Genomic DNA, 25,704 nt, shown 5'->3' on the forward strand with positions numbered 1-25,704 from the left:
CCAACAAAACAATGATGATTGGCTTTACTCAACTCAAACCCCAGTTCGTAACTCATTTAGGATTGCTATACCAAAAGTTTTATTTAATTTATTTGACTTGTGTGAATATTAATCAGCCGGTTCAGTACATTCTCAAACTATGCCTTCTGGCAACAATTATTAACAGTCTAGCTGTCAATGTTGTTGCTGCTGAAGTACAAACTTTTGGCCAAGCTGGTAGAAATGGTGTAGATGGTCGGTCTGGACGAGATGGAAACTCTGCATCAGATCAAATAATTCGCGCTAGCGAACAACTACAACCGATTGACCTCTCCGGTACAGATGGCGAAGCGGGAGAATCTGCTATTTCTGGTGAACCAGCTTCTGGATGCCAACAGCCCCAGAATGTGACAGCGAATGTATGCGGTGCTAAAGGCGGCAATGGCGGTAACGGTGGTCATGGCGGTAATGGTGGTCATGGCGGTAATGCTACTGTTTACTTTGAGTCATTATCTCAACTCAAGAATGTGGTGTTACGTAATCGGGGCGGGAGGGGAGGTGTTGCAGGAAAGGGCGGACAAGCAGGTAGTGGATGTAACTGTACTCAACCGCGCTGGAGTGTAAATTATTGTACTTGGGCATTGATGGTACAACAAATCAATGTAGCTAACCCTGAATGGAAAGAAATTAAAAGAGAATTATTTCGCTGTTCGGGTGATGCGTTCTACGACGAACAACAATATCAACCCCAGCTACCAATTTTAGATCCAAACTACCGTTATAGCTGGAAATATATTGGTCTATCACAGCAGAGAGATTTTACTTGTGAGAATGGCCTTATTGGTCAACCGGGACGCAACGGTAGAGATGGGGAACTTGGTAGTTACGGTCAAGTATTGTTAGTCAAGGGTACAGAAATTCCTCAAGAACAAATTAGTTATGGCAATCGCGTTAGTATGTTAGTTGATCGAAGCATTAGGCTGATCAAGAAAAATTTATCGAACAAAACGGGTCTACGAAGTCTACTTGGTACTGGTTCGGATGTCCGAGATAGTTATCGTTTATTAGAAACCGTCCAAAGTTCTTTTAAAATGTCTTGGCAAACTGTTAAACGCCCACAAGATTTAGGAGATCCTCTGCTAAAAGCTGAAATTACTGAATCAGGGAAATTGCAATTTTATATTCCAGGCACATTAGATTATATTCTTAATAATTCGCAAAACCAAACCGAAATTGTGGTTACTGGAGGCATTCACCCTAAACGGTTAGGACGTTTTAAATTTATTGGATTTGATCGCTTCCCCGATCCCCGCAATTTTACTCTTCTAGATGAAGGTAAGCTTCTGGGAGAGTTAAAAACGGTTAAATTGACAATTATTTTATCCCAGAACAACTCTAAAGTCAGCGAGATATCTTACCCACTTGTTCCAAATCGAGCCTATCCTCATTGGGCGGATGCTTATCAAATCAATTTGGGCGATCGCTTTGATTCTTGGTTTCAACCAGGGCAACCTGTTGAGTATGAAATTCGCATTGAACAAACTACTCGTTCTGGAGCCACCTATACATCTGGAATGAAGATTGGTTTTGTTGTAGATAAAGTTACTCATTCTCCCGATATTCAATACTACTCAGGAACGACACTAACAAATCTCTTAAAGCTTATAAATAATTAGGCAGGAAAAGTTTCGGAATTCAGTACTTTAGCATAGAGATTTTAAATATACTTTGGACACAAATATTATGGATGCAAAAGAACGAAATTGGAATTATTGTACTAACCATTTGCTTAATTGGCATGGAATTTGGACGCGATATACACCAGTTGGTGATGTCAAAGAATCATTTCAAAGTCTGAGAAGTTTTAAAAGCAATCCAGAAAAGACTAAAATCATCCATACTAATACTTATAGTTATGCAAATGGTGAAAATAAGCAAGAGAGTTGGGAATTTAATTTTCTGTCAAAGCACTCCTTTTTCTCTAATCGCTTTTACCCATACCTTATCCTGTACCCAAAAAGGATGAGCTTCAGTTGTGGTAATCTTCTCGCCGTCACCATAGATATGAATACAGAAGAGACATAACAAATTATAGATACTGTTCTGTATGTTTTCCTGTTTTTGTCCTTTGATCTTCGCTGTTGTTCCATGTATGAGGTTTTTTAATGCCATGCATAATTCGGAAAACATCGTGTTCGTATTTATCCAAAGTAACGAACCATTTTCCCATTCGACACCAGGCAATTGGTTCATCGCTTTCTGTGGCAACCGCCTGAACTAGTTGAGCTACATTGCTCTCCATCTCTTGCGCTTCTAAATGCTGGTTCATTCGATATGTGGCTTGATCACCATGCTGAAACATCGCATACTCTCCTTCCACATGGACTCTTTTTGGATCTCCCTGTAATTCTGCTTTCCCACTACGCATTGCAGAGTTTCTTCCTTGGCTTTGTATTCCCTTATTTAATCGGTCTAATAGGCGAACTTTTTCGGGAGTAGCCTCAGCAATTTGACCTCCTCCAGCGCCTGCTGAATAAATCTCGTGGAGATCATAATCCCCGGTATATAAATATTGTTTCCACCCTGTCACCCTTTTTAGCCGTAGTATAGCCAACCCACCACCAGGAAGGTTTACATTCAGGGGAACATAAGGTATTCCATTGTCTTTCTGTATATAAACTTGACGCTCTACTTTCGGTGGTATGTTGTCGATTCTTAGACCTATTAACTCGTTATTCGCATTCCAATGTCCTACGAAACCGTCTAGGTCCCATTGTTCCAACTTTGTTAATACCTCTTGTGCCTGATTATTGTATCCCTTCTTTACCGAGCTTTCTTTAATTGATTTTTCTAATATAGTGTGGGGTTTAGCTTTTGCTCCCTCCGCTATTCTTCTTATCGATAATGGGCCCGTTTCTCGTATGGCTATTGTATATTTATTTTTTTCACAAACGTCCGAGATTGCTTCTAAATGCCCTTCCCATACAATTTCTTCCAGCTTTTTTTGCCTTTTGCTTGCTGCAAACTTACTGTAGATTTGTTGTATTTCAGATGGATTTAACTGACTTACAGCTTTATCCTTATTACGTGGCATCCTCTGTACTATAGTATCATTCTGCCGCACCATCGGCTTCATTTGTATTTCCTCATCTTCGGCTGGCAGAGAATCTCGCTGTATACTGCGCTCCGGTTTCATTTGCAGTTCGTCCTCTTCTTCGGACAATGACTCTCGCTGGAGTTTTTCGCTCTGTGGTTGATGAATCTTTTGCACTACCTGACGCGCAGTTTCGTCCGCCTCTTGCTCATACTGATCTCCAGCTTCTCTAATGGTCAGTTTTGGTTGTATTGGTGTATCTAGCTTTCTCAGTGGAATATTGGCAATATTATGACCAAAACGACGGGCGTGTGACAATCGATAATTTAACAGTCCGTCCATCTTAGCTTGCAAAACTGTTAAGCGTTCCTGTCCTTCGGGCGTAATCGAGCCAGACTTAGCTTGTATGGAAAGTCCAGTTGCTTCCATCTGTTGTTCTGCAAAGCTTTCATTCTCTATATCAGTTTGTGTTTTAGCTACAACTGATGCTTTTTGGATTTCGCTACCATAATATCTATGCGCTAATTGAGGGTGTGAGTTTAGTGCCAAGGATTTGGAATAGGTAGATGAGTCAGTCTTCGACGATTTTGTTTTGTGCATTGTTTTTACAAGTTCATGATTTGCAGTCAACCTGATGTCTTTCACTGATGTCAGGAAAATCTCGAATATTTTGAGTAAAAATCTAGGTGCTTAAGGTTACAAAATGCCAAAAACCAACCACTGAATCATGACAGTTACGAAATTCAGTCCTAACAGGATTTCAAAACTGTTTTTTACATTTCTTAAAAAGAGACTTGTGAGCTATTTGAGTTTTGACCCAGAACTAAGTATCTTAGTTTTCTCCAGCCTTTATGCAGCATATCAGTTTTTGTCAATTCATTCTTTTGCAACCACAGCCCATAATCAATCGTACTTATGAACGCATCTCCAAGGAGTAATTTTAGGGCTACTCTGGTTGCACGTTACCAATCAAGAGTTCTTTTTTACTGCGCTTCAACTGTTTCCAAAGCGCCTTAATCTGGTTGTAAGCATCTTCTGGGGCAAGCTTACCATTGGTTTGTAAACAGGTAATATAGCCAACTTTTTGTGTGAATTCTTGGAGATTGGCATTAAATACTAGGTTATCCGGCTTAACTTGACCGTAGTAGCGACTGTGAGGGTAAAGAAATTTGTTTTTGTCTGACTGATTAGGCTCGTCTATTAGTTCACTTGTCTCAATCAAGTTTGTATTGTATGTAGTTATCAGCATTAATTTCAAATTTATGCAAGTAGGCAAAAGTATTTGTCGAGACATTGGTTTGAAGGACAGAGACAAAATGATTAAGAAGTAAAAAGATAATCTCCATAAATATAAATAAATTGAGGGGAAGATATTTTTTTTACTGAAAGTCTACCACCAGTTTGGTATCACGTTTTGAAACTCAAAACTATGCTTTGGTTTGTGAATTTGAGTGTTGACGAAATAAGCCTGTCATACTCAAACCAGTAATCAACAAACCAATTAATCCCAAACCGTTTAAAATTGGATATATTTTTTCTAAATGGATGATTTCTAAGGTATGAATTTGCAGAATAAATTGACCTAGTTTTCGTTGATGAAACCATTCATGGACAACAGTAAAACACATACCTGTTAGCACAGTCACAAACAAGGGAAGACATAGAATAATGGCAATCTGACGATGATATTTGCGAAAAGCTCGGTTCATAAGTAATTTCTAGTTAAGTCGCTTGAAATTCTAGCATTAAAGATACCAAAATCTGAAATAAAGCTTGTTTGTTCTTGATTTTCTACACTCCAATACTTGCAACTGAAAATCTGCTCTCTGCAAATAAAATTCTAGCTAAAGGTGGTTTGTTCATTTTCAAATCGGACAAGACGATAAGTAAACTACCACAGCTATATTCTTTAAACAAAGTAAAATGCTATTCCTTAACGAGGATTTTGATGCCCTTTACTTGAAGAATTCATCTATCTTTAGAAAGATTTGTAGTGGAACTTTTCAATACATATTTGACATATTAATGACACAGTATTGACATATATATAAATAAAATCTTTAAAAAAGAAGAAGTGTTGGTTAATGAATTAATCTACTTACATTCATCACAATTAAGTCAAAAAATTAAGACTTCAATCTCAAAATGCTCTCAGTAGTTCACGAGAGTAAACTTGGCTATTTGGGAAATTGTTTTAACCTCTAATATGTACCCCAACCTGAAAAAGCGCATTTTGGGCTTGGCAGACTAGTCGGGCGATCGCATTTGTCTTGATATCAATTTTTATACACCGAAAAAACAGGAGTAATCGGAATGTCTACATTTACCGTCACTAATACGAACAACAGTGGTGCAGGTTCACTGCGGCAGGCAGTTCTAAATGCCAATGCCATGACAGGAAAAGATATCATCAATTTTGGTGGGCTGTTTACAGATGGGCTAGCTCATACCATCAGTTTGACTGGTAGTGGTTTGAGTATCACAGATGACTTGATAATTGTTGGTACAAATCCGAGCAAACTAACTATTAAGGATGATACTGCTGATCGTGTTTTTGACATTGCTAGTGGTGTAATATCTGCAATCAACGGGCTGACTATTACAAATACATATAATGGCTCCAATGGCACACCAGGGGGTGGTGGTATTTCCAATGAAGGTGTTCTTACCTTAAACAACAGCATAATCACTGGCAATACAGTATATCATAATGCAATAAACTTCTACGGAAACACCATCAGTGCGGGTGGTGGTATTTATAATACTGGCAGCCTCACAGTCAACTATAGTACTATTAGTAACAATTCGGCTGGTGATGTTTTATCTGCCAACGGTGATGGTGGTGGTATTTATAATACTGGCAGCCTCACAGTCAACTATAGCAACATCATTGGTAACACAACAGGTTATGGTGGTGGTATCTATAGTGACCAGGATTTAAAAACTAGTATCAAGCCTAACTCAGTATCGGTGAATTACAGTACCATCAGTCACAATAGTTCGGCAAGTGAAGGGGGCGGTATCTATTTACATTATGGCACGCTCAATCACGACACCGTCACTAACAATTCGGCAAGTGAAGAAGGTGGCGGCATCTATATATACGATGCTCAGGTGAATTACAGCATTATCACTAACAATTCGGTAGGTAGCAGCGGCGGTGGTATCTCATTAAGTCAAGGTACAGTAAATTACAGCAGTATCAGTGGCAATTCGGCGGGTGACATCGGCGGTGGTATATCAGGTCAAGGTACAGTAAATTACAGCAGTATCAGTGGCAATTGGTCCCCATCTGGCGGCGGCATTGTAGGCATTGGTGGTTTGACAGTAAATTACGGCAGCATCACTGACAACACAGCAGATTATGGCGGTGGCATCTACGTAACTAATGGTGGTGGGATAGTAAATCACAGTATAATCAGTGGTAACACGGCTAAAGATGCGGGTGGAGGGATATTTTATAGCGGGCTTATTTCTCCAGATAGTGATCTGGGTTTTAATGATCATATAGTCGTGATTGATAGCACCCTTAGTAACAATCAAGCAGGCATTGGTGCTGCCGTTTACAATGATGGCAACTTAACATTAGCCAAAAGCACTATTAGTAACAATAAAGCACAGTCTGGCGGTGGTATTTACAATGATGGCGCTTTAATATTAAGCAACAGCACCCTCAGTAACAATCAAGCACACTTTGGCGGTGGCATTTACAATGATGGTATCTTAACAGTAGGCAACAGTATTATCAGGCACAATAAAGCTTTCGGAATCGAACTCAGTTCTGGTAAATTCGAGTCTGGCAAGGGTGGCGGGATTTACACCTCTGACTCTGCTGGCTATCCCGCTCCCACATTAGACTACAGTACCGTCGCTTGTAACTTTGACACACCCGAAGAGGATTCAAATAAGTTTATCAAGCTTGATAATATTGTAGGTAAATTCATTAACATTGGTTCAGTCGTGAGAGTTTAAGTATTTACCTTAATATTTTTTACAAGGCGATTAAAAATTCTCACCAATCCAATCAATAGCTTGGTGAGAATTCGTTCATTAGCAATTCTTTGTTCCATTGCCGATAATAGTTTTAGAGCTAATTATTTAAGAGGTTGATTATGGTTTTTGCTCAAACCAGTCCCCCAGATGTAATAACAACTCGCCTCACGTTAGACGAGTATCGGGCTATGGAAGAAACAAACCCCGAACGCCATGAATACCGCAACGGAGAAGTTATTACTATGTCGGGAGGTTCAGAATCTCACAGTGCCATCGCCAGCAACTTCTTAATAACTCTAGGGTTTTTATTGAGAGACACCGATTTTCGTTTGTATAACAGCGACTTGCTTTTTTTGGATTCCTGAATATCAGTGTGGTACTTATACTGATTTGATGGTTGTTAATGGCGAACCAGAGTTCAATGGCAATCGCAATGATGAAATTCTCAATCCAATGTTTATTGTCGAGGTTCTATCGCCATCTACTGAAGCTTATGATCGAGGGGACAAGTTCAGAAAATATCGCTCGATTACCAGCTTTTGCGAATATCTGCTTGTAAGCCAAACTGAAGCCTACATTGAGCAGTATCACAATTTGGATCGTAACAGTAACGATAGCTGGCTATGGAAAGTTCACTCTCACCTTGAGCGGACGATTATGCTGCACAGTTTAAACGTAGAAATTCCCCTGACTGAAATTTATCGTCGCATTAATTTTTAAGGCTGCTTAACTCTCTTGGAACTGATTAGTGGGACTCGTTACCAAAAGAAGTACTCCCAAGGAAGCTAGAAAAAGTAACTAGCATCCAACCGAAACAAATATGTTTTTGAGTTTGCCAATCGTATCTGTCTTCTATTATCGGGATTGTGTTAGCTTCAACGATTTCTAATCCCCAGTAGCCCAATGCACTGATGCCAAACAACATAGCACTGACGATGGACAATTTAGCGATGACTTTGAAAATGTAATTGCTTAAAGTAGGCAGTGTCTGAAGGGATTGTCTGTGACGATGATGGATAGCTAGTTCACTTGGAGCTACAACCAAAACACGTCTTGGTTTTTGTTGAGTGAGTTGGCAGACAACTTGTTTATTATCAGTCATGGGTCAAACCAAAGCCTTTGGTTGTAACTAAATTAGTTCCAGTAATTATATTGTAAACTTTCGTCAGGTAGATGTGGTTAAATTTACTTAAAATTCTATATTCAGAAAAGATATTCTTATGCTTAAGCGATGTCATACGAAAAAACTCAGAGGATAAACAAGCGATTAAGCTGAAAGTCAGTTAAAAATATCCCCCAGCACATACTGCACTGGGGAATATTTAGCTTCTATTTTTTACTTAGCCAAAAGCTAATTTTCTTGCATACTCTTGTGCTTCATCTGGGGATAAAGACTGAAAATTTTTAATTAGCTCTGCCGCACGAGTTCCTCGCGCACTAAGAAGCAAGGAATAACAATGAGGTTCAGGCAGTGCTGGCTCTTTCATTTCTGCTATCCACAACCAACTTGATTCTTCGCCCTCTTCAAATTCAGAGCCATAATCATAATGTAGTTTTTCTGTGTTGGACATTGTTTTTTGCTCCTACTTTTATCAAAAGCTTACATCTGCACCTTTAAATCACAAATGTCGCCAGAAGTTCTTACTGATAGTCTTGAGACTGACTACATTGGGTTCTGCTGTCGCTTCAGGGGCATGACCAACAACTACCGCAGCAACTTGTGGTGCAGATGTCGCTAACAGAGAGTTGAGTAACTCTCGCTGATAGTCAATATCTTCTACTGTGCGGTAAACTCTGTGGTAGTCAATTTGCATCCCTAAAGGTGTTGGTACTATTTTCAGATATTCATTTAGGGCGTTAATATAGCCATCGTGAAAAATTCTATTAGCAATAGAAGGACGGATAATATTCAATAATTGAATAGCTCGTCTAATGTCTGCAACACTGCGACTAGCATCAATCTCTGGCTGGCTTTCGCTGTAACCTTTGGATTTCTTTTCTGCTACCAGATTATGAAATTTAGCAATGGCTCTTTGATGATTGCCTAATGTGTGGATTTTCGTTTGCGCCTTATAACCGACTCTGCCCCACTGCACTGTTAAGTTACCATCTTCAACAATAGCCGCCCAGAACTTATTGCTGTTCTGGATAGCATCAACAAAGACTAAATAGATTTCCATCTTTCTTACCCTGTCAATTTCCTAACTTCAGGGCATTGCCCCATCTGAGATAGATATACTGAACGCGATCGCTACGAACCTAAAAGAGCGATTGCCCCATAGGATTAGAAGACAATCGCTTTCTCATCAGTTCATATTCCGAAACTTAGCAGCACGCAAAGACTGAGTTTTTGCTGCAACCACAGGACTACTAGCCCGTCGTGCGGTGGATGCCCAACTCTGCATACGCTCGACTGCCGCCGCATCCTGAATCGCAAGCGGGGTAATGGTTTGACGACAAGCTTCGAGGTCAGCAAGTGTTACCTGCTGCGGTCTACCCTCATCGAATGCCAGCAGAGCAGCTTCCGAAGCAAGGGTTTCAAGTTCTGCCCCTGAAAACTTCGCGGTCGAGGCTGCGATCGCTTCGAGGTACTCCGATTCCAGGTTAATGCCAAAACGTTGTTGAAAGCGGCTCTTTACGGTATTGGTCTTGAGCAAAAATCAGATACTTGGGCATCCGAATCAGGGAATTTTTTAGGGCAGATTTGAGGTAACTCTTATCAGTAAACTGCTGGATCATCGTTGGGCGATCGCCTGGCAGATTTAGAGCTTCACGCAACTGTGCAGTTAACAGTACTGAATACTCATCGTTGGTGACAATCCGGCAGTTATCATCTAATAGTTTATAGTCAGTCTTAATCTGTTGATAGGTTTGCAACAGATTTTGTAAATTATAAGGTTCTACAATCTGCACAATAGACAAGTATTGATACTGAGAGGGTACAACCTCACTGAGTCCTCGCCTACTACAGAGTAAAACTAGATTTCTATTCTCTGAGCAGATATATCTAAAATCAGTTTTGCTCAGAAACATATCATGTAGCACAAAGACAGTCTGCTTATTGCTATCTATCTTACTACTATGCAAAGCAACTGGATTTGCCGATTCGCAGAGCATTTGTTGTACTAAGTGGACCTAGCCCAGCACAATTAACAATTGCCCTTGCATTAAAACGGCTAAGTAGTTCCTGTTCATTTTGAACTACATTGACAGTGATTTTCTCCTGGATAATCTCACATCCAATATCCTTTACATATTGAAGTAGCCAATTCATGTAAACATCGGTATTTGTCATCGGAGCCATGTGTTTATAAGCATCTTTTATACCTCCTTGAAAATTCAAATCAATCGTTTTTTTGACAATATGTAAACCTCTTTCAAATCCATCAACTTTATCCTTCAACTCATTCATTTTGTTTAGATCAGCAGGTCGATTTTCCAAAACATCCTTAAAATAGAAATACCCATCCCTCAAATAAATCCCTGTTTTTTCTGAACCAAACTCTGTATGTATTTTCTTGAATTTATTATAGGTAGTCATACACCAGTCTTTAGAGCGTTCCAGCGATCTAGGAGATCCATGACGACCACAGACTGCTGGAGGCCATTCCCATAATGCACCTGCCACAATAGAGGTTAAGTCTGGGGCAAAACGATCTGCAACAATCACAACATTAAAACCTGCCTCTCTTAGACATATAGCAGTTGTTAGACCACTGACTCCTGCTCCAATTACTAAAATGTTCGTATCATTTTTCGCTAATGGGTTGTTCATTAAAGGTTATCTCGATTTTTTGTACTACAAAATAAATGTATTCTCTTGCATATTACTAATATTAATTGGGACAATTTTGGGCTGACGCAGCGTTAAGGAATTCTTAGCCTTTGACATTTGCTGCTACAAAGATTGTTTATTAATAGTTTTTGATTAAAAACTAGGTATAAGCAGTATTAATAATTCCGAAAATGAGTGACTATTTTTGAGTACTAGCTCAATGATAGATGAGCTTCTTAGTACAATATCTAATAAATTTGTGACTAATTGAGCAACCTACTGGTTAGCCTTTAAGAAACTCGATAAGACTACGAATTTGTAAATTTCTTACTTACAGTATGTCTGGAAAGTAAGACAGTCTCCCAATACAGCACTCATCACTCCAATCGCCTATATCAGCACCACTTTTGGCAATAAAAGAGAAAATCAATTGTGGAAGCGATGAACTACGAAGAATAGAGCAAAAGAGAGAGGAGTTCGACTTCAACCTTCGACTAGCTTGAATCAACACATTGCACACTGAGTATTTAAAAGTAAAAGGCGAAATATTGTTATTGGCAGCCAAGGTGGAGCGAGGCTGTTAAAGCCAGATTAAACTAAGGGTATGAGAATTGGTATTTTCGAGCAGATGACAGTTAATAATGAATTGATTCTTACGCTCTTTATTCTGATTATAAGCCTGCTAGCTCTTGGCTATGGTTTTGGTGTGAAAGCTCGACGTTTACCCTTTACGGCAGAAATTGGGTATAACCAGCAGCAATGGCAATTTCTGCGATGGTGGGTCAAGTTAGCCTTAGTTGCTGGAGTTTTGTTACCGATGTGCTTGTTAGCTCTGGCTTGGAAACAACCATCTGCATGGGTATTTTGGGGAAGTTACCTGTTGATAGTCGCTGTACAACTCATATCTGAACGTGTTTTTAGTCGCTCCCTAGTGCCAAGTATTGTTGTACCTATTGGCTTTTTATACACAGCTTTTCGGTTGTGGCAACTGCTTAATGGACTCACACAATTAACATTTTCCTATTTGACATTATTGGGTTTTGGCGTTGTTGTCTTGTTTTGGGTTTCTAACTTAATAATGTTGATGGTGATGCCCATTCCAACAATCTTTAAAGGTTCGGAGTCAATTGAACAATCTTGATTTTAATGAAACATTTTTACTGCTTAACTGAAAGCTGTGTTTCGTCGTAGTTATTTTTCGCACCCAATCCCATCACCATCTCGGTCAAACCCATGAGGATCTGGTGGCAGCACTTTAAACCTTCGTTGGCTAATATTTCGGCAATCTAAGTCTGGTGAATTCTTTGGAATGCAAAAATCTGGGTAAGCAGGATCGCAGTTATTCTGTTGCTGCGGTTGAATCGCCTGTGAAGTTGTCTTTTGGGTAGCTCTGTGGCGGAAGTCCCAAGGCATCACAGGATTAGCCTGACTCCAAAATGCTAAACGCTGTTGTTTGGCGGTGTTTTCACCCTGCAACAAACTATCTTTAGATTGTGGGCAACTTTTGAGATACTGACGATACACTACAGCCTGTCCCTCTTGCACCATACTCACGTTGACACTGCGATTCTCGACAAACACCTCTGCAACTAAGCGCTTATATTTGTCAGTTTCAATAGCACGTAGGGTAACGGACTGTCCTACTGGAAGTAATTGCTTTAGTCGCGTTGCCGATTGTTGACCCCAAGGATTCTGTTTCATCTCTGGTGCATCAATGCAAGCGAGGCGGAGTGTTACAGTTTTGTTACCAGTTCTCACCCGTATGGTGTCACCGTCGCCTACGCTTACAACTGTGGCGGTAAGATTGTTGGCAAATACGGGTAACGACATTTGAGCTACAAGCAGAACGCTAATTGCAACAAAGGAAATTTTCGGAAGCATCTGTAGTAATAATCACTATATAATACTTATGATGCCCAGACAACTAATTAAAAGTAGCTAATAAAATCAGTAAAGTTAAATTAATAACCCAAATTGTTAGTTAAGTTGGTGCTGCTCTTTTGTCGCAACTGATAATCGTCATACACTAACATTGACTAAATCAACATCAGCAAGCCATATTGTTCTGCTTTGGGCAGACACTTCTTCTAAAATTGGAGAGCGCCACTCTACCCCATAAAGCCAATTATCTTTGAGGCTAACAATTCCTTGAATAATACGGCGTGTCGGCTGTTCACCGAAATCAACCTCAACTATATCCCCCAATTTAAAAGCTGGAGTAAAAACAGTGGACTTTTCTAGTCGATTTGTTCTATGAAATTCTTGTTCAGCTAAGTAGAGAGTTTCATTCTGGCAAACAATTGCATAAATCCATTGCTGTCTTTCCCACTGAACACCACAGCAGTAGCCTGACAAATCTGAGATTGGCAACACAACTTTTTCTAACATTTTCACTGCTAAGGGAGGCATGGACTGACCCCATTCAGGAGAAATATGCCAACAGGATTCTAAGGCGGTAATTTGGTTAATCATCTGGGAATGTAGTTCTCTTTTTTATACATACACTCACTTGCATCAGTCTGATCCGGAATATAATTCAAAATAAATATAGAAATGATTGACTGGTATCTGATGTTTATTAGCAGCTGTCCCTAATAGAGATGATCTATCCCTAACCTCTAACTATTGAAAAACAAAGAAAAAAAATGACTGAATATTTAACTGGTAAAAAAACAACTATAGAGCAACTAAATGAATGGATTGAGTTTTTTCATACTCATGGTTTTCTTGTAATTGACAATGTGTTGACACCTGAACAATGTCAGCTTCTAAAGAATGATTTAGATGAAACTCTCAAAAAAATTGAAGGTGAAAATTATCACGAATCAAAAAAAATGATGATGAAGCGAATGTTCGAGCATTCAAAGCAAAATCTAAATCTTTTTGCTTTAGAACCCATAGTTACATTTGCAGAACATTTAATTGGTGGAGCAAATGGAATAGGTTACTCAATACAGGATGGTGTTCCCAACGCTAATATAATTCATGTTATCCACAATAACTCATTTAAGATTCCTCCAAACACTGATGGTTTGGCTAAAAATGCTTGGCATCAAGACGATACACCGCACGTAATTTCCCTTGATGGGGAACCCTTAACCAACATTCGCCTGAATGTTCTAGCATTCACAGTAAATTATTACTTGACAGATGTACTATCTGAAAGAAATGGGCCAACTCAGGTGATTCCAGGATCTCATCTGTTTGGCAAGTTCTGCAATGGTGATATTTCTGGATATGAAGACCGGGTTTATAACTGCTTGGGAGCAATGGGTTCTGCTGTTTGTTTTAACAATCAGGTATGGCATAGAGGGTCTAGAAATTCGTCCTCTATAACTCGCTACATTACGCAGATTACCTATGCAAAAAGACTGGTTGGGCATAAGTACGAACCCTTTATGAATTATCAAATGCCTAGTCACTGCTATGAAGAAGCAGACCAGAGATTGAAGCAACTCTTAGGATTTCTTCCCAACGGCGCTTATGGTTAATCTGATGATTATGAGGCTCTAAATTCAAACTAAAACTTAGCTTTAATTTAGAGATAAAAGGGCAAAAGGCGCTAGTTATTGGTTGTGGCTTAGGAGATGATGCCAAACAACCAACATTGCTATCGCAGTGGTGGGGAGAGCAAAATGGCCCCTTTTACAGATTTGTTGGTACGGGAGTAATGCCAGAATTGTCTAATTGCAGTAACGTTACTCCCCAAGAAGCAGTCAAAGTTTCACAGTCGATTCGATACTTGAATTAATCGATTATGGCTTTGCAGTGATTGGATTGACAGTAGTAAAGCAATTCATCTATGGCGCTACTTTTTCTTTAAACTGTTTCCCAGCAGAGAATGCAGGCACTTTGGTAGCTGGGATAGTCATTAGCTCATTGGTTTTCGGATTACGCCCCTCGCTCTTAAAAGCGATGCCTACGGCGGCAAGCTACGCGTCGCTCGAATCACCCAAACCTTATCAAGTAGTTAGCCATTATAGGCGAATACCAAAAATTCAGTGCCTTCATAGATGAACTCTCCCATCTTGCACATACCCATCTTTTGATGTGCCTGAAGTGATGCTTTGTTGTTTGCCTTGATGAACAGTATCCCTTCCCGTTCTGGTAAAAAATCTTTCAATTTAGCAAACATTACCGCAGCAATACCTTGCCCTCGCATAGTTTCATCAACACAGATGGGGCCATATAAGTAAGAATCTTTTGTACCAGCATAGGCTTGTAACATTACCGTTATAATTGGTAAATTAGCAGTTGCCTTTGACCAACTGAGTAAGAATCCTACAACTTGCCCATCTTTGCGGGCTACAATGCTCGGCATTTTAGATATGGTCATCATCACTGCCTCTGGCTCAAGATGACCTAACAACATACCACCATGTTCTGCGTCATTGGCTTGCGCCAACTTGAGAATTCCAGTAACATCGCTGAGGGTGGCACGAGCAATCACGATATCATTGAGACACATATTTGGTTGAAATAAGTGAGGAGATACTCAAAATCGAAGAACAAGTAATCCTTATGCTTTTTTGACTCGGCAGGCAAAACATTTAAATGCCTGCTGTCCTGAGAGATTGTCATAATATTGTTTATCTATCAAGATATTAACTGACTCATAATAGGGAGTTCCAAACTCTTCTGCCATTTTCTGCCCAGGTCCGAACCAGCCAGGGACAAAAATAGTATCTTCTCGAATTCCTGACCAAACCAATGCAGTGCCAGTGATTGCTCCTCTGGGGCTTTCAACTATGATTTCATCACCATTTTTAATGCCTGCTTTTTTTGCTGCCTCTGGATGGATTTGTACTAAGCGAACACCATTCATTTGCTTGCCTGTATAAGTCCAGTGAGTTACAGAGTGGAAATGAACTACACTCGATCTACCAGTTATTCCCATCAGTGGGTACTGCTTGTGTACTTTCCCAGAAGAGATTTTTCCTAATTTAATGTTTTGAGTCAGTGCCTGTGGATTCACAGGATTTTTTACCAACTCAGATGTGTATTCAATGGTAGGATGCTTACCTATTACCTCTGGATGGGTATAGAAGCTTGGCAGAGCAGAGTGTCCAGCCTCAGCTAGCCGACTTTGTAATTGGGGAGTATAAATTTCTACTTTCCCACTGGGAGTTAGAAATCGCTTACCAATATGATCAGGGTTAAGAGCTGATGCGGCTTCATACCAAGATGCATGATCTAGGTAAAGTGTGCTGACACCAGGATGATCTACTGTGGGACAAGGCCAACGCAAGGGTTCTGTTCTTTGAGATAGTCTCTGTTGGGTCATACCTCCCATTCCTGGAGTATTCGTTAGAAAAGTTGCCCACAGATGACGATAGTCTTTCCAAGAATCAGGAAAGTTGTCCCTCCAGTATTCAGGCGGATTGCGTTTGTCTAATTTCGCTGTGGCGTGTGCTAAATCAATCCAGATATGCCAATCTGGTTTGGACTCACCTACCGGAGTAACCACTTGTTCTTGCCAACGGATTGCTCGATCATCCCGCCGCATATAAATGGTTTCCATTTCAAAACCACTCGTTACGGGCAAAATAATATCAGCATAGTAGGCTGATTCTTCCATAAACAATCCAGTGTAAACATAAAATTCTAATTGCCGATAAGCCTGCTGTACTTTAATTGTGTCTGAACAAGCCAACAGAGGATTCCCCTGAGTAACGATCGCTTTGAGTTGATAAGGTTCACCTGAAATGATCGATTCTGCAAAATAATCTGGCCCGACTGGTAGTGCAATATCTTTGCTAGGTGTTTTACCAATAATCGCTGGCAACTTCAATTCCCCTGGCCAGGTATTGTGCATAAAATTGCAACCACCACCAGGAATACCAATATTGCCTGTAATCGCGGCTAGGAATGTCAAACAACGGTAAGTGTCAAAAGCCCCCAATTGATGAGAAATCCCGGCGTTGCAGAAAATCGCAGCAGGCTTAGTTTTGGCATAAGCCTCAGCTATCGACCTAATTTTTGATGCTGGAACATCCGTCACTTTGGCTGCCCACTCTGGTGTGTAGCTGAAGCTTTTTAGGTGATTTTTCAGTTCGTCAAAACCTAATACCCATCGTTTTACAAAGCCAGTATCGTATAAATTGTTAGTCACAATGTGATAGAGCATTCCCAAAACCAAAGCCAAGTCAGTGTGTGGTTTCGGTGCAATCCACTCATCAGCTTGCGCTCCTGTCGTAGTCAAGCGCGGGTCGATAACTACTAATTTGGCTTTGGTCTGAACACGACTTCTGAGAAGATAGGCAAAGGTTACAGGATGGGTTTCTGCTTGATTCGTACCTAAAAACAGAAAGAATTTGGCAGATCCTAAGTCTTCTTTTTTAGTCGCATCATCGATTCCGTAACCGTTTGTAAAATTACCCAAGCCAAATGTCCATGCCAAAGCATTGCCACCTGCATCGTTGCATACAGGCCCAACATCGGTATTATTAGGACTGCCCAGCATACTAAAATAGCGTCCGACCAGAGAACCTGTCCCCCGTGGGAGCCTGCCAGAGGTTTTGTTCGCGATCGCTCTAGCTTCACCTGCATCCCTAAGTGCCAAAAACTTGCTAGCTATAATTGAAAGTGCTTCATCCCAAGAAATTGGCTCAAATTTAGAATTGCTGTCACCTTTGTTTCCACTAACCCGCTTCATTGGGCTTTTCAAGCGAAAACGATTGTAGACTAGCTGGGTCATCATTGGCCCCTTAATACAAAAGCCACCAGCCTGTACTGGGTCATTTGGTTCACCTAACACATCTATGATGCGTCCGTCTTTGAGATGAACTTTCAATCGGCACAGAGAATTACAAAATTGACAAGCACTATTTACAATCTTGTCTGGCTCTAGGGCAGCCGATTTCTGAATAAAATCAAATTCAGTACTTTGGAGAGGGATTGCCTGATCCTGTCCAGGACTTGCAGCATCTGCCACTTCTTTTTTTAGTAACTCTGCTGCACTTAAAGCTGCTGTACTAATAGCCGCCCCTTGGAGAAAACCACGCCTTGAGGTCTTTTTTCTGCCTTTTGATGTCATGGAGATGCTCTGTCTACAATCGCACTGATTACAGCATTTCACAAATGTAGGTGAGTTTAGCTACCTCTGATTATAGATATTACATATTTGAATAACTCAATATAATAATATTGTGCGTTTTTCAATCCACATCTATTGCTTTGGCTGTGTTATGGCCTGGTGATGACTAGTAGTTCGCTTTCCCCAAAATTGCAACGCTATTTTAAAATTCCCAAAAATCAGCAGCGATCGCAGTATATAAGCGCGATGCTTCAATTCAGCACGGCTTTTTGCCAAGCTATATAGTCTTTAGCGTCCTGTTTCACCTATCTGATCTGCATCGTCTGCTACTCCATTGCGAAAGCGTACTTCTAAGCCGTGTTCTGGGTCCCAGTCACACTCAGCTATCAACTTAAAGGTAGCAATATCTAGGTCATACTCCACATAGATATATGAGAAAGTGACCTGATCCCAGACCTGAATCGGATTAGCCAACACAGGCATTGACTCATCTCCAATCATGTCACGATATACATTATAATTTTGCAGCACCAGAGGAGCAGTAATGCGTAACACATCGGGTGGCAAGGCTAAAGCCTGCCGAATAGCTTCACGCTGAAGCAATGAAAGTTCCCCAATCTGCCCCTGTTTAAAATCCACACAAATCGGTACACGGCGATCGCCCAAAACAGCACATTGTGCTAAAGTCCAGTAGTTATCTTCCAATGTCATCTGTCCAAACTCAGCATCATAACAACTTCTTGGGGATTCCATCATCTTCAGATATTACCTTTATTTTGGGTTTCCCTAGCAACTCTAAAAACTAGTAAAAATTTTACTTTGAAATTAGTTGTACTTTTTGAGCGAGAATATCGATAGTAAAGTTAAGTTCTGTATCCATAACCAGCTTCTCCTTTTAGGAGTTCCCATTCACCCAAAATAGCGCAAATGCAGTTATTTAATTTGCCAAATATGTATAATGCTATCTTCATTGCTACTAACGAGGGTTTTACCATCCAAACTTAAAGCAAGCCCTAAAACAGAACTGGAACCATCCCTCCATGTGTGCAACAGTTTCCCTTGCTCTAAACTCCACAGTTTTATAGTGCCATCATAATTGCCGCAAATCAGAATTTTCCCATCGGGACTGATGGCAAGAGATTCAACTGAATTAAAATTATCAGTAAACTCATGCAGCAGTTTTCCAGTTTGAAGATTCCATAATTTCAGAGTACTAATTGCACGATTTCGAGAAACTAGCTGACCAAAACTACCAGTAACAAGCTTTTTGCTATCTGGAGTAATGGCAATAGCATCAACTCCAGTTTTGTGTCCTTTGAGAATATAGCGTGTTTTTTTAGTTTGCAAATCAATCAGCCTAATTGTATTATCATCGCCACCCCCAGCACTTACAAGGGTTTGCATATCAGGGCTAAATGCAACTTTACTCACGAATCCTGAGTGTGTAGGAATGGTATCAAGCAACTTAAGCGTGTGTAAATCCCAAAGCTTGATTGTGCCATCGTCACTGCCACTAGCAATCAATCTACCATCTGAACTAATCGCAACGGTTTCTACTGGTTGGGTATGCCCACTTTCGCCCTTTAGCATAAGGAAAGTGCGTAAATCCCAAACCTTCATTGTTGGGGTGCTTATCCCACCAGTTACAATCCGCTTGCCATCTGGACTAATCGCAATTGAAGTAACACCATCTGAGTGAGCGTCTAAACTACGCAACAATTTCCCAGTACGTAAATTCCAGAATTTAATCGTATCATCTCTACCTGCACTAATCAGGGTTTGCCCCGAAGAGCTAATCGCAACTGCTCGAACACCAAAAGTCACTTTTTTATGCCCAGTCAGTGTGTGAACAAGTTGAATCTGTAGTTGGGACTGAGTAATTGTACTCTTGCCTATGGGAAGATTTGAAGTAGAAGAATGTACATCAATGACAGTGATGTTTACTGCAATTGCTAAAACTATAATGACTGGTCTGGATTTGAGAAAATGCAATAATTTCATGGTGCTAAGGAACGCAATTACATAACATGGTTCCCATTGGATGGGACGCGATCGCTTATAAATAGAGCAAATCAAATCTTAGTTAATCAATTGGTTATTTGGTGCAATGTAGATAATTTGAATTAACCCATCCTGACAAACCATTAACTCTAGTATTGGGCCCTTGAACGACACTTACATAAGCCCAGATACCCTCTTGTTTCTTCAACAAAACATTATTGCTATTATCAAGACCTGCCCTAGATTGTCCATTCGGGCTATCACGAAGTGCCAGTTGCCCAGATGTAATATTCACTACATCACAATAAGTTAAACCCTTGAGAGTTCCTACATTTTCAGTTGTCTCTACTAGTTGAAGGCGTAATATCTGTTTATCTTTGTTGTAAATATTCAAATACATTCCTTCATTGGCATTTTCACGCCAGGAAACTGAATAAGTATAATCGCCATTTTCCCAAGTAATACCCCGATAACCATTATCACGCCAAGATGTTCCATTTTCTAAATTTATACATTTCCCCTGAGCATCACAACCTCTGTAGGTTTTGCCATTTTCTCCATCATCTAAAGTAATTGTAAATTCTCCAGCAAGGTAAGTCTCCGCTTTTGCATGAGTAGCAGTTACTCCAATAAAGAAAACAGTCAAAATTGCAGCCAAAAACAATCCTTTTATACGTTTAACCATATTTACCTCTATAATTTTCTAAAAATCAGAAAAATTTCTCGAAATTAGTATTTATCTTGTAATTTAGTAGGTTTTTTCTCTTAATTAAGCGGGTGATTACATCTTTAATAACATTTTATTTATAAAAATATGAAATTTATCTATTTTCAGTAATGAGGTTATAAATAAAACGTAAAAATTAGATAATAATAACACTATAAAAACTATTTAAATGAACAAAATATTATAATTTAATTCCCAAACAGGTTACTTATACTTATCTTGAATAATTTGAGTTAATTCACTGCGGCTGCGATTTGCTTCTGGCTAAAAAGCTACCCAACAAATCATTAGCATCAACCTCGGCATACCTACAAATAGCGTAGCCATTTGATGAGGCATAGCACCTGTTAAGGTTATAGGAACGACTGCACCATACCAGGATAAAAACCAGAATCCTAAAAATGCCATAACAAAAGGATATATCCCCATTTGTACATGAATCAAGGTTTGGTGAGATTCTACTTCAAAGCGTCCTCGAATCACTGGTAAAAACGAGTTCTGATAGTGAATTATGCGACTGATTTGAAACCCTGATTCCGAAATGGTTCCTTGATAAGGGAGGTATTTTTTAGAGAATCTAAATACTTTTGTCGGTTCAACTTGTGCATTCAGCCGTTGCAGAACTATAGGCAGTTCATCAGTTGTCAAAATCGTAAAGCTATTGTTGGGTAATACTTTCATGTTGATTGAGGTTGCTGACTGAGAATAAAACCTCGATAATTTGTAATATGAATCCTCTTAGTTTATTCAACACAGGGTCTTACTTTAAGTTTTCCCTCAGCAGTAGCTTTTCTAACACAAAAGCTCCCCGATAAAGATCCAAGGAGTATGAAATCGTTGTAACTATAACTTGTGTGAGAATAGCAGTTCAATTTGCATTTGGTGTTTCTTCAGTTGGCAAGGAGCGAATCAACTCTCGAATCACATCGGTTGCTGGTCGTCCTGTTATTGAACAGTATTTTTCTAATCTTTCTGCTTCCCCTGATGCCAAATTAATTGTGAGTCGTTTAGTTGCCCATTTCTTATTCACTGATTTAATTAACTCAAATTAAAACTACTTCTCTAATATCAATCATTCAAACTGTTATCACAATGATAAAAGTAATGATATTAGCCTCAAGAAGCTGTAAAGTAAACACTAATAAGTGTAAAGCCGTAGTGAAGAGTTTAAATTTAGTTTAAGTGATGAAGCTTAAATAATTTAAAGGCGACAATTATGAGTAGAACATAAGCTAAAAGTTTTTCTGTAATTAAGCATTCAGTGTAAATACATGGTAACTAGCAGCTTAGTGACTGGATTGCTAGAGGCAATTTTGAACCAATCTGAGTTAAGTTCGGGAGAATAATACTTTAGTTAAGCCAAGCAAGATAGCCTAACTACCTGCTGTAGGCGATCGCTATCCTTTTAACTCATTGGCACAAGGCTTTATAGCAATACGGCTGGTATCAATCCAATAACCAATGTCAGGGCGACTAGTGATAATCTTGGGTGCTTCAATTATCTCTGCGATCGCCTCGGGCGGTTACGCATCGCACTCTTGACGGGGCGTAAGCCCATCACATATACGCCTGATTGATCCCCAGATTTACTTTCTCAGCACACCATCACCAGCAACCATATTCTGTGTGCCACCAAGGAAGAAGCTCAAAATCGCTGATGCCGTCTATGACACTTTGGCTGATACTGACTTTTAATTTTTGTAATGCCAACTTCAAGATTATTCGTTTTTTGCGTAAAGCACGAAACTTGAGGTGAATAGTATTATATAACGGTATCTATTATGGATAAACTGGGGACAACACTAAAAGTCTCCTATATAATTTAATTTTATCAAAAACTGCTCTAGCTTTCGTCTATGGCAGTTTTATATTGCATGGTAGAAGCGTTCGTTATTACCTGGGTTCATGCGCCAATTTCAAGAAAAGATTTCGACACACCTGGAAGGAACAGGTACAGCTTATTACTTAAAAATTATTTTCCGGCGTTGACGCAACAAGAAAATTCTGGCTGCGGTGATTGAAATTCTTGGATAAAACTTTGAGCCACTCTTAGAGGGTGGCTTATTTTTTCAACATATTGCGGTAGTCCCCACTTTATCTGCGGTCAGTAAGTTGTTAGAAAAGCCTGTACTATGGGAAAACTTGAACTAAGAGGTTGTGTTAAAGACTTCAGAGTGTTCGTCAACAAAACAAATTATCTCAGACAGAAAATAGTCATGAATATTTTCTTAAAACTTGATAAAAAAACACAATTCAAGGCTCTATTTTTGCTAGTATTTATTCCTTCTGTCTGGATTATATTGCCACCAATTTTATATAATTTATTTCCTTTAAGTTTTAGTAATGAAAGTTGGGATACATCATCAGTAGGACTGGCTTCAATTGGTATGATGACTCGTGGTCAGCAGAGATACTTTTTAGAGCATAATGGCATTTTTAGTAAGTCGATTCCTGAAATAGACATTGCTCTTAAAGAACAAATGTCAAACTCGTCAAAAAACTATAACTATTCTATAAAAATAACCCCAATCTCTGCATTCAATTATGCAAATCCCCGACGAGAGTATGTAAAAAAGGGATGGTTCGTAAACATACCAGTAATAGGTTATGTTAGTGGTGTTTTTATTATACCTAATACTAAAAATTCTAAAAATGAACTAACAACTTTCGCAATTATATGTCAAAACAAATTACCAGGCACTATCCACTTAAGCGAGCCGATTTATCAAAATGGTATTCTTACTTGTGGTTCGGGAACTATAAAATTGCAGAAACCCAAATAACTTGCCATTAGAATTCCTCAAAAATATCAGCAGAATTGGACTAGCATTTAATAATGATAATCGGAGGAATGAAGCAGATAAAATCTCTAGTTCACTGGGGAATTTTCAAGGACAAAATTCACGATTATATCAATTCGTATGCGAACACAAACGAGATTTTAGTTTGGCAGATACAGTACTCTCACTTGCCCAAAGTTGGAAGTTTTAAAACCAGACGAATAGCTCAAGCGCAAGACTCTCATAACTTTCCAAACATTCTTTTAAGGGTGGTTTGGTGCAGGAATTTTCCACTCTGTAATTCCGTCCTCTGTTGCACTAAACAAAGTCTTGCCATCCCTACTAAATACCATTGCCCCCGACCAGTTGCTAACATCGGGCAGAGTTGCTTCTATATTTCCTGTTACCAGATTCCAAACCCGATATGGTTTATATCCTCCACCAGTAATTAAAGATTGCCCATCAGGACTAAAGGCGATGGTGATCTGCGGAAAATAGAAGCCCCCAAAATCCTGCAACAATTTTTCTGTTGTCAGGTTCCACACTTTTACCTGCTTGGCACTACCACTAGCGAGCAACTGACCGTCACGACTAATGGCTAAAGCAGATACTGCACCATAATGTCCAGTCAAAGTGGTGCGCTTTCGTCCAGTTCCCAGATCCCATACAGTGATGTGATTGCTCGAATCGCCACTAACCAAAGTCTTGCCATCTGGAGTCAGCGCCAAAGTTATTACAGTATCCGGTGTTTGTGCCAATGTGCTTGTTAATTGTCCAGTCGCCAAATTCCATATCTTAATGGTATTGTCGGAACTGGCACTCACAATTGTTTGCTGATTGGGTGTGATCACCAGTGCATTTACAACTTCAGAATGCCCTTTGAGAGTAAATTTGAGTTTTCCCGTCGCTAAATTCCACACCTTAATGGTCTTGCCTAAACTCCCGCTCACCAAAGTCTGACCATCAGCAGAAAGCGCAAGGTCATAAATATCATTCGCGTCTCCTTTGAGGATTAATTGCGGCTGCTGACTTGGCAGATGCCAGACGCTAAAGCTTTTGCTACCGCCGCCCACTAAGGTGTGACCATCAGAAGAAAGGGCGATCGCTTCTGCTACTCCACTTAACTTCCGCACTACTGTCAAATCGCAATACTGGGAATGAGGCTGCGACAACTTGCAGATATTCGTTACTCGGTAACTGCTCCACAAATATGCTCCGACTTGTATCAAAAAAATTATAATCGCTACACCACGCAGCAACCATATCTGTTTTTTGCTCAACCAGTTGTCTAACATTAGCTCTGTTCTCTTTTCGGTAGGTAGTTGAATTGATCGCAAACAGATTATGGGGTATAGGTTCCACTGTTTCAGGTTCCACTGTTTCAGGTTCCACTGTTTCAGGTTCCACTGTTTCAGGTTCCACTGTTTCAGGCTCCACTGTTTCAGGCTCCACTGTTTCAGGCTCCACTGTTTCAGACTCCACTATTTCAGACTCCACTATTTCAGACTCCACTATTTCAGACTCCACTGTTTCAGACTGTTCCCGGCTCTATCCATACTTCCGCCCAAGAGGGGCTTTGGCCCTGACTGTCTTATCGGTATATAAGAATAGATTTGAAAGCTTGAATCCTACCAAAATCGTTAATCTATAAGCTTAAATATACTGATTAGCCAGCCAGGGAGTACAGTTAGTCTTGTGTGACTTCATCTTGAAATAGGTTAACTATACTTGCCCCTCAAGAATTTGAGCCAATTCACGACGGCTGCGATTTGCTTCTGACCAAAAAGCTACACCAAATATAATCAGCATCAATATAGGCATTCCTACAAATAGTGCAACCATATAATTAGGCATAGCCCCTGTCAACGCTATAGGAATGACTGCACCATACCAGAGTAAAAACCAGAATCCTAAAAATGCCATCACAAAAGGATGTATCCTCATTTGTACATGAATCAAGGTTTGGTGAGATTCTACTTCAAAGCGTCCTCGAATCACTGGTAAAAACGAGTTCCGATAGTGAATTATGCGACTGATTTGAAACCCTGATTCCGAAATAGTTCCTTGATAAGGGAGGTGTTTCTTAGAGAATCTAAATACTTTTGTCGGTTCAACTTGTGCATTCAGCCGTTCCAGGACTATAGGCAGGGCATCAGGTGTCAAAATCGTAAAGCTATCGTCGGGTAATACTTTCATCTTGATTGAGGTTGCTGACTAACAATAAAACCTCGATAATTTGTAATATGAATCCTCTTAGTTTATTTAACACAGGGTCTTGTTTTCAGTTTTCCCTCAGCAGTAGCTTTTCTAACACAAAAG

26 protein-coding genes and 3 pseudogenes are annotated in these 25,704 nt (G+C 39.8%); 7 read left to right on the top strand and 22 right to left on the bottom strand.

Features of this window, described 5'->3' with window-relative positions; all coding sequences use genetic code 11:
- The first annotated feature begins 11 nt into the window (after positions 1 to 11).
- A complete protein-coding gene (locus FD723_RS32880) occupies positions 12 to 1,655 on the top strand; it encodes a hypothetical protein (RefSeq protein ID WP_179069473.1) in 1,644 nt (547 codons plus the stop codon).
- Between the two features lie 67 nt (positions 1,656 to 1,722).
- On the top strand, positions 1,723 to 2,064 hold the full coding sequence (locus FD723_RS32885) for a DUF3598 family protein (protein WP_179069474.1): 342 nt from the start codon (positions 1,723 to 1,725) through the stop codon (positions 2,062 to 2,064).
- Between the two features lie 4 nt (positions 2,065 to 2,068).
- On the opposite strand, the gene FD723_RS32890 is transcribed toward FD723_RS32885, so the two are convergent.
- The 3 genes from FD723_RS32890 to FD723_RS32900 form a co-directional block, all read right to left on the bottom strand.
- Entirely contained in the window at positions 2,069 to 3,673 is a 1,605-nt protein-coding gene (locus tag FD723_RS32890; RefSeq protein ID WP_179069475.1) for a hypothetical protein, read from the bottom strand.
- A 346-nt stretch (positions 3,674 to 4,019) separates the two neighbouring features.
- The gene (locus tag FD723_RS32895; protein WP_256875290.1) at positions 4,020 to 4,322 is read right to left on the bottom strand and encodes a hypothetical protein; all 303 of its coding nucleotides are present in this window, start codon (positions 4,320 to 4,322) and stop codon (positions 4,020 to 4,022) included.
- A gap of 178 nt (positions 4,323 to 4,500) precedes the next feature.
- The gene (locus FD723_RS32900) at positions 4,501 to 4,782 is read right to left on the bottom strand and encodes a peptidase (protein WP_179069476.1); all 282 of its coding nucleotides are present in this window, start codon (positions 4,780 to 4,782) and stop codon (positions 4,501 to 4,503) included.
- Between the two features lie 604 nt (positions 4,783 to 5,386).
- Between FD723_RS32900 and FD723_RS32905 the strand changes: the two genes are divergently transcribed.
- Both FD723_RS32905 and FD723_RS32910 read left to right on the top strand, forming a co-directional pair.
- On the top strand, positions 5,387 to 7,045 hold the full coding sequence (locus FD723_RS32905) for a right-handed parallel beta-helix repeat-containing protein (RefSeq protein ID WP_179069477.1): 1,659 nt from the start codon (positions 5,387 to 5,389) through the stop codon (positions 7,043 to 7,045).
- Between the two features lie 140 nt (positions 7,046 to 7,185).
- A pseudogene (locus tag FD723_RS32910) lies at positions 7,186 to 7,786 on the top strand (Uma2 family endonuclease).
- A 25-nt stretch (positions 7,787 to 7,811) separates the two neighbouring features.
- On the opposite strand, the gene FD723_RS32915 reads toward FD723_RS32910, so the two are convergent.
- From FD723_RS32915 to FD723_RS43355, 6 genes and pseudogenes are all read right to left on the bottom strand, one after another.
- Complete coding sequence (locus tag FD723_RS32915; RefSeq protein ID WP_179069478.1) at positions 7,812 to 8,168, bottom strand: hypothetical protein; 357 nt, start codon at positions 8,166 to 8,168, stop codon at positions 7,812 to 7,814.
- A 238-nt stretch (positions 8,169 to 8,406) separates the two neighbouring features.
- Complete coding sequence (locus FD723_RS32920; RefSeq protein ID WP_179069479.1) at positions 8,407 to 8,637, bottom strand: hypothetical protein; 231 nt, start codon at positions 8,635 to 8,637, stop codon at positions 8,407 to 8,409.
- 48 nt (positions 8,638 to 8,685) lie between these two features.
- Positions 8,686 to 9,246 (bottom strand): WGR domain-containing protein, encoded by a 561-nt coding sequence (locus FD723_RS32925; RefSeq protein ID WP_179069480.1) that lies wholly within the window; start codon positions 9,244 to 9,246, stop codon positions 8,686 to 8,688.
- 126 nt (positions 9,247 to 9,372) lie between these two features.
- A pseudogene (locus FD723_RS32930) lies at positions 9,373 to 9,687 on the bottom strand (ATPase); the annotation flags it as partial.
- The gene (locus FD723_RS43350) at positions 9,671 to 9,979 is read right to left on the bottom strand and encodes a hypothetical protein (protein WP_256875291.1); all 309 of its coding nucleotides are present in this window, start codon (positions 9,977 to 9,979) and stop codon (positions 9,671 to 9,673) included. The gene FD723_RS43350 and the pseudogene FD723_RS32930, both read right to left, overlap by 17 nt.
- 166 nt (positions 9,980 to 10,145) lie before the next feature.
- The gene (locus tag FD723_RS43355) at positions 10,146 to 10,841 is read right to left on the bottom strand and encodes an FAD-dependent oxidoreductase (RefSeq protein WP_256875292.1); all 696 of its coding nucleotides are present in this window, start codon (positions 10,839 to 10,841) and stop codon (positions 10,146 to 10,148) included.
- Between the two features lie 604 nt (positions 10,842 to 11,445).
- On the opposite strand from FD723_RS43355, the gene FD723_RS32940 reads away from it, so the two are divergent.
- Positions 11,446 to 11,982, top strand: a complete 537-nt coding sequence (locus tag FD723_RS32940; protein ID WP_256875293.1) for a hypothetical protein — start codon at positions 11,446 to 11,448, stop codon at positions 11,980 to 11,982.
- 50 nt (positions 11,983 to 12,032) lie between these two features.
- Here the strand turns inward: FD723_RS32940 and FD723_RS32945 are convergent, their stop codons facing one another.
- Together FD723_RS32945 and FD723_RS32950 are read right to left on the bottom strand one after the other, a co-directional pair.
- Positions 12,033 to 12,722, bottom strand: a complete 690-nt coding sequence (locus FD723_RS32945) for a thermonuclease family protein (RefSeq protein ID WP_256875294.1) — start codon at positions 12,720 to 12,722, stop codon at positions 12,033 to 12,035.
- Between the two features lie 138 nt (positions 12,723 to 12,860).
- Entirely contained in the window at positions 12,861 to 13,313 is a 453-nt protein-coding gene (locus FD723_RS32950) for a DUF1392 family protein (protein ID WP_179069481.1), read from the bottom strand.
- Between the two features lie 173 nt (positions 13,314 to 13,486).
- Here FD723_RS32950 and FD723_RS32955 point away from each other — a divergent pair, with 173 nt between their 5' ends.
- A complete protein-coding gene (locus FD723_RS32955; RefSeq protein WP_179069482.1) occupies positions 13,487 to 14,332 on the top strand; it encodes a phytanoyl-CoA dioxygenase family protein in 846 nt (281 codons plus the stop codon).
- A 309-nt stretch (positions 14,333 to 14,641) separates the two neighbouring features.
- Here FD723_RS32955 and FD723_RS32960 read toward each other — a convergent pair.
- The 8 genes and pseudogenes from FD723_RS32960 to FD723_RS32995 all read right to left on the bottom strand — a co-directional run.
- Positions 14,642 to 14,743 (bottom strand): annotated as a pseudogene (locus tag FD723_RS32960) (HU family DNA-binding protein); the annotation flags it as partial.
- A 68-nt stretch (positions 14,744 to 14,811) separates the two neighbouring features.
- A complete protein-coding gene (locus FD723_RS32965) occupies positions 14,812 to 15,309 on the bottom strand; it encodes a GNAT family N-acetyltransferase (RefSeq protein ID WP_179069483.1) in 498 nt (165 codons plus the stop codon).
- A 51-nt stretch (positions 15,310 to 15,360) separates the two neighbouring features.
- Entirely contained in the window at positions 15,361 to 17,877 is a 2,517-nt protein-coding gene (locus FD723_RS32970; RefSeq protein WP_179069484.1) for a molybdopterin-dependent oxidoreductase, read from the bottom strand.
- 288 nt (positions 17,878 to 18,165) lie between these two features.
- Positions 18,166 to 18,633 (bottom strand): hypothetical protein, encoded by a 468-nt coding sequence (locus tag FD723_RS32975; RefSeq protein WP_179069485.1) that lies wholly within the window; start codon positions 18,631 to 18,633, stop codon positions 18,166 to 18,168.
- A 177-nt stretch (positions 18,634 to 18,810) separates the two neighbouring features.
- Positions 18,811 to 19,878: a WD40 repeat domain-containing protein gene (locus FD723_RS32980; RefSeq protein WP_179069486.1), complete on the bottom strand. Its 1,068-nt coding sequence runs from the start codon at positions 19,876 to 19,878 to the stop codon at positions 18,811 to 18,813.
- 94 nt (positions 19,879 to 19,972) lie between these two features.
- A complete protein-coding gene (locus FD723_RS32985; RefSeq protein ID WP_179069487.1) occupies positions 19,973 to 20,563 on the bottom strand; it encodes a hypothetical protein in 591 nt (196 codons plus the stop codon).
- 306 nt (positions 20,564 to 20,869) lie between these two features.
- Positions 20,870 to 21,286: a hypothetical protein gene (locus FD723_RS32990; RefSeq protein ID WP_179069488.1), complete on the bottom strand. Its 417-nt coding sequence runs from the start codon at positions 21,284 to 21,286 to the stop codon at positions 20,870 to 20,872.
- 187 nt (positions 21,287 to 21,473) lie between these two features.
- Positions 21,474 to 21,644 (bottom strand): CopG family transcriptional regulator, encoded by a 171-nt coding sequence (locus FD723_RS32995; RefSeq protein ID WP_179069773.1) that lies wholly within the window; start codon positions 21,642 to 21,644, stop codon positions 21,474 to 21,476.
- A 1,177-nt stretch (positions 21,645 to 22,821) separates the two neighbouring features.
- On the opposite strand from FD723_RS32995, the gene FD723_RS33000 reads away from it, so the two are divergent.
- Complete coding sequence (locus FD723_RS33000; protein WP_179069489.1) at positions 22,822 to 23,388, top strand: type IV pilin-like G/H family protein; 567 nt, start codon at positions 22,822 to 22,824, stop codon at positions 23,386 to 23,388.
- 260 nt (positions 23,389 to 23,648) lie between these two features.
- On the opposite strand, the gene FD723_RS33005 is transcribed toward FD723_RS33000, so the two are convergent.
- The 3 genes from FD723_RS33005 to FD723_RS33015 all read right to left on the bottom strand — a co-directional run bounded on the left by FD723_RS33005 (position 23,649) and on the right by FD723_RS33015 (position 25,581).
- Positions 23,649 to 24,518, bottom strand: coding sequence for a WD40 repeat domain-containing protein (locus FD723_RS33005; protein WP_179069490.1), 870 nt, complete (start codon positions 24,516 to 24,518; stop codon positions 23,649 to 23,651).
- Entirely contained in the window at positions 24,472 to 24,852 is a 381-nt protein-coding gene (locus tag FD723_RS33010) for a hypothetical protein (RefSeq protein WP_179069491.1), read from the bottom strand. The genes FD723_RS33005 and FD723_RS33010 overlap by 47 nt, the downstream gene beginning before the upstream one ends.
- Positions 24,853 to 25,107: 255 nt before the next feature.
- Positions 25,108 to 25,581, bottom strand: coding sequence for a hypothetical protein (locus FD723_RS33015; protein WP_179069492.1), 474 nt, complete (start codon positions 25,579 to 25,581; stop codon positions 25,108 to 25,110).
- Positions 25,582 to 25,704 lie beyond the last annotated feature (123 nt).

Source organism: Nostoc sp. C052, assembly GCF_013393905.1.
Lineage (GTDB): Bacteria > Cyanobacteriota > Cyanobacteriia > Cyanobacteriales > Nostocaceae > Nostoc.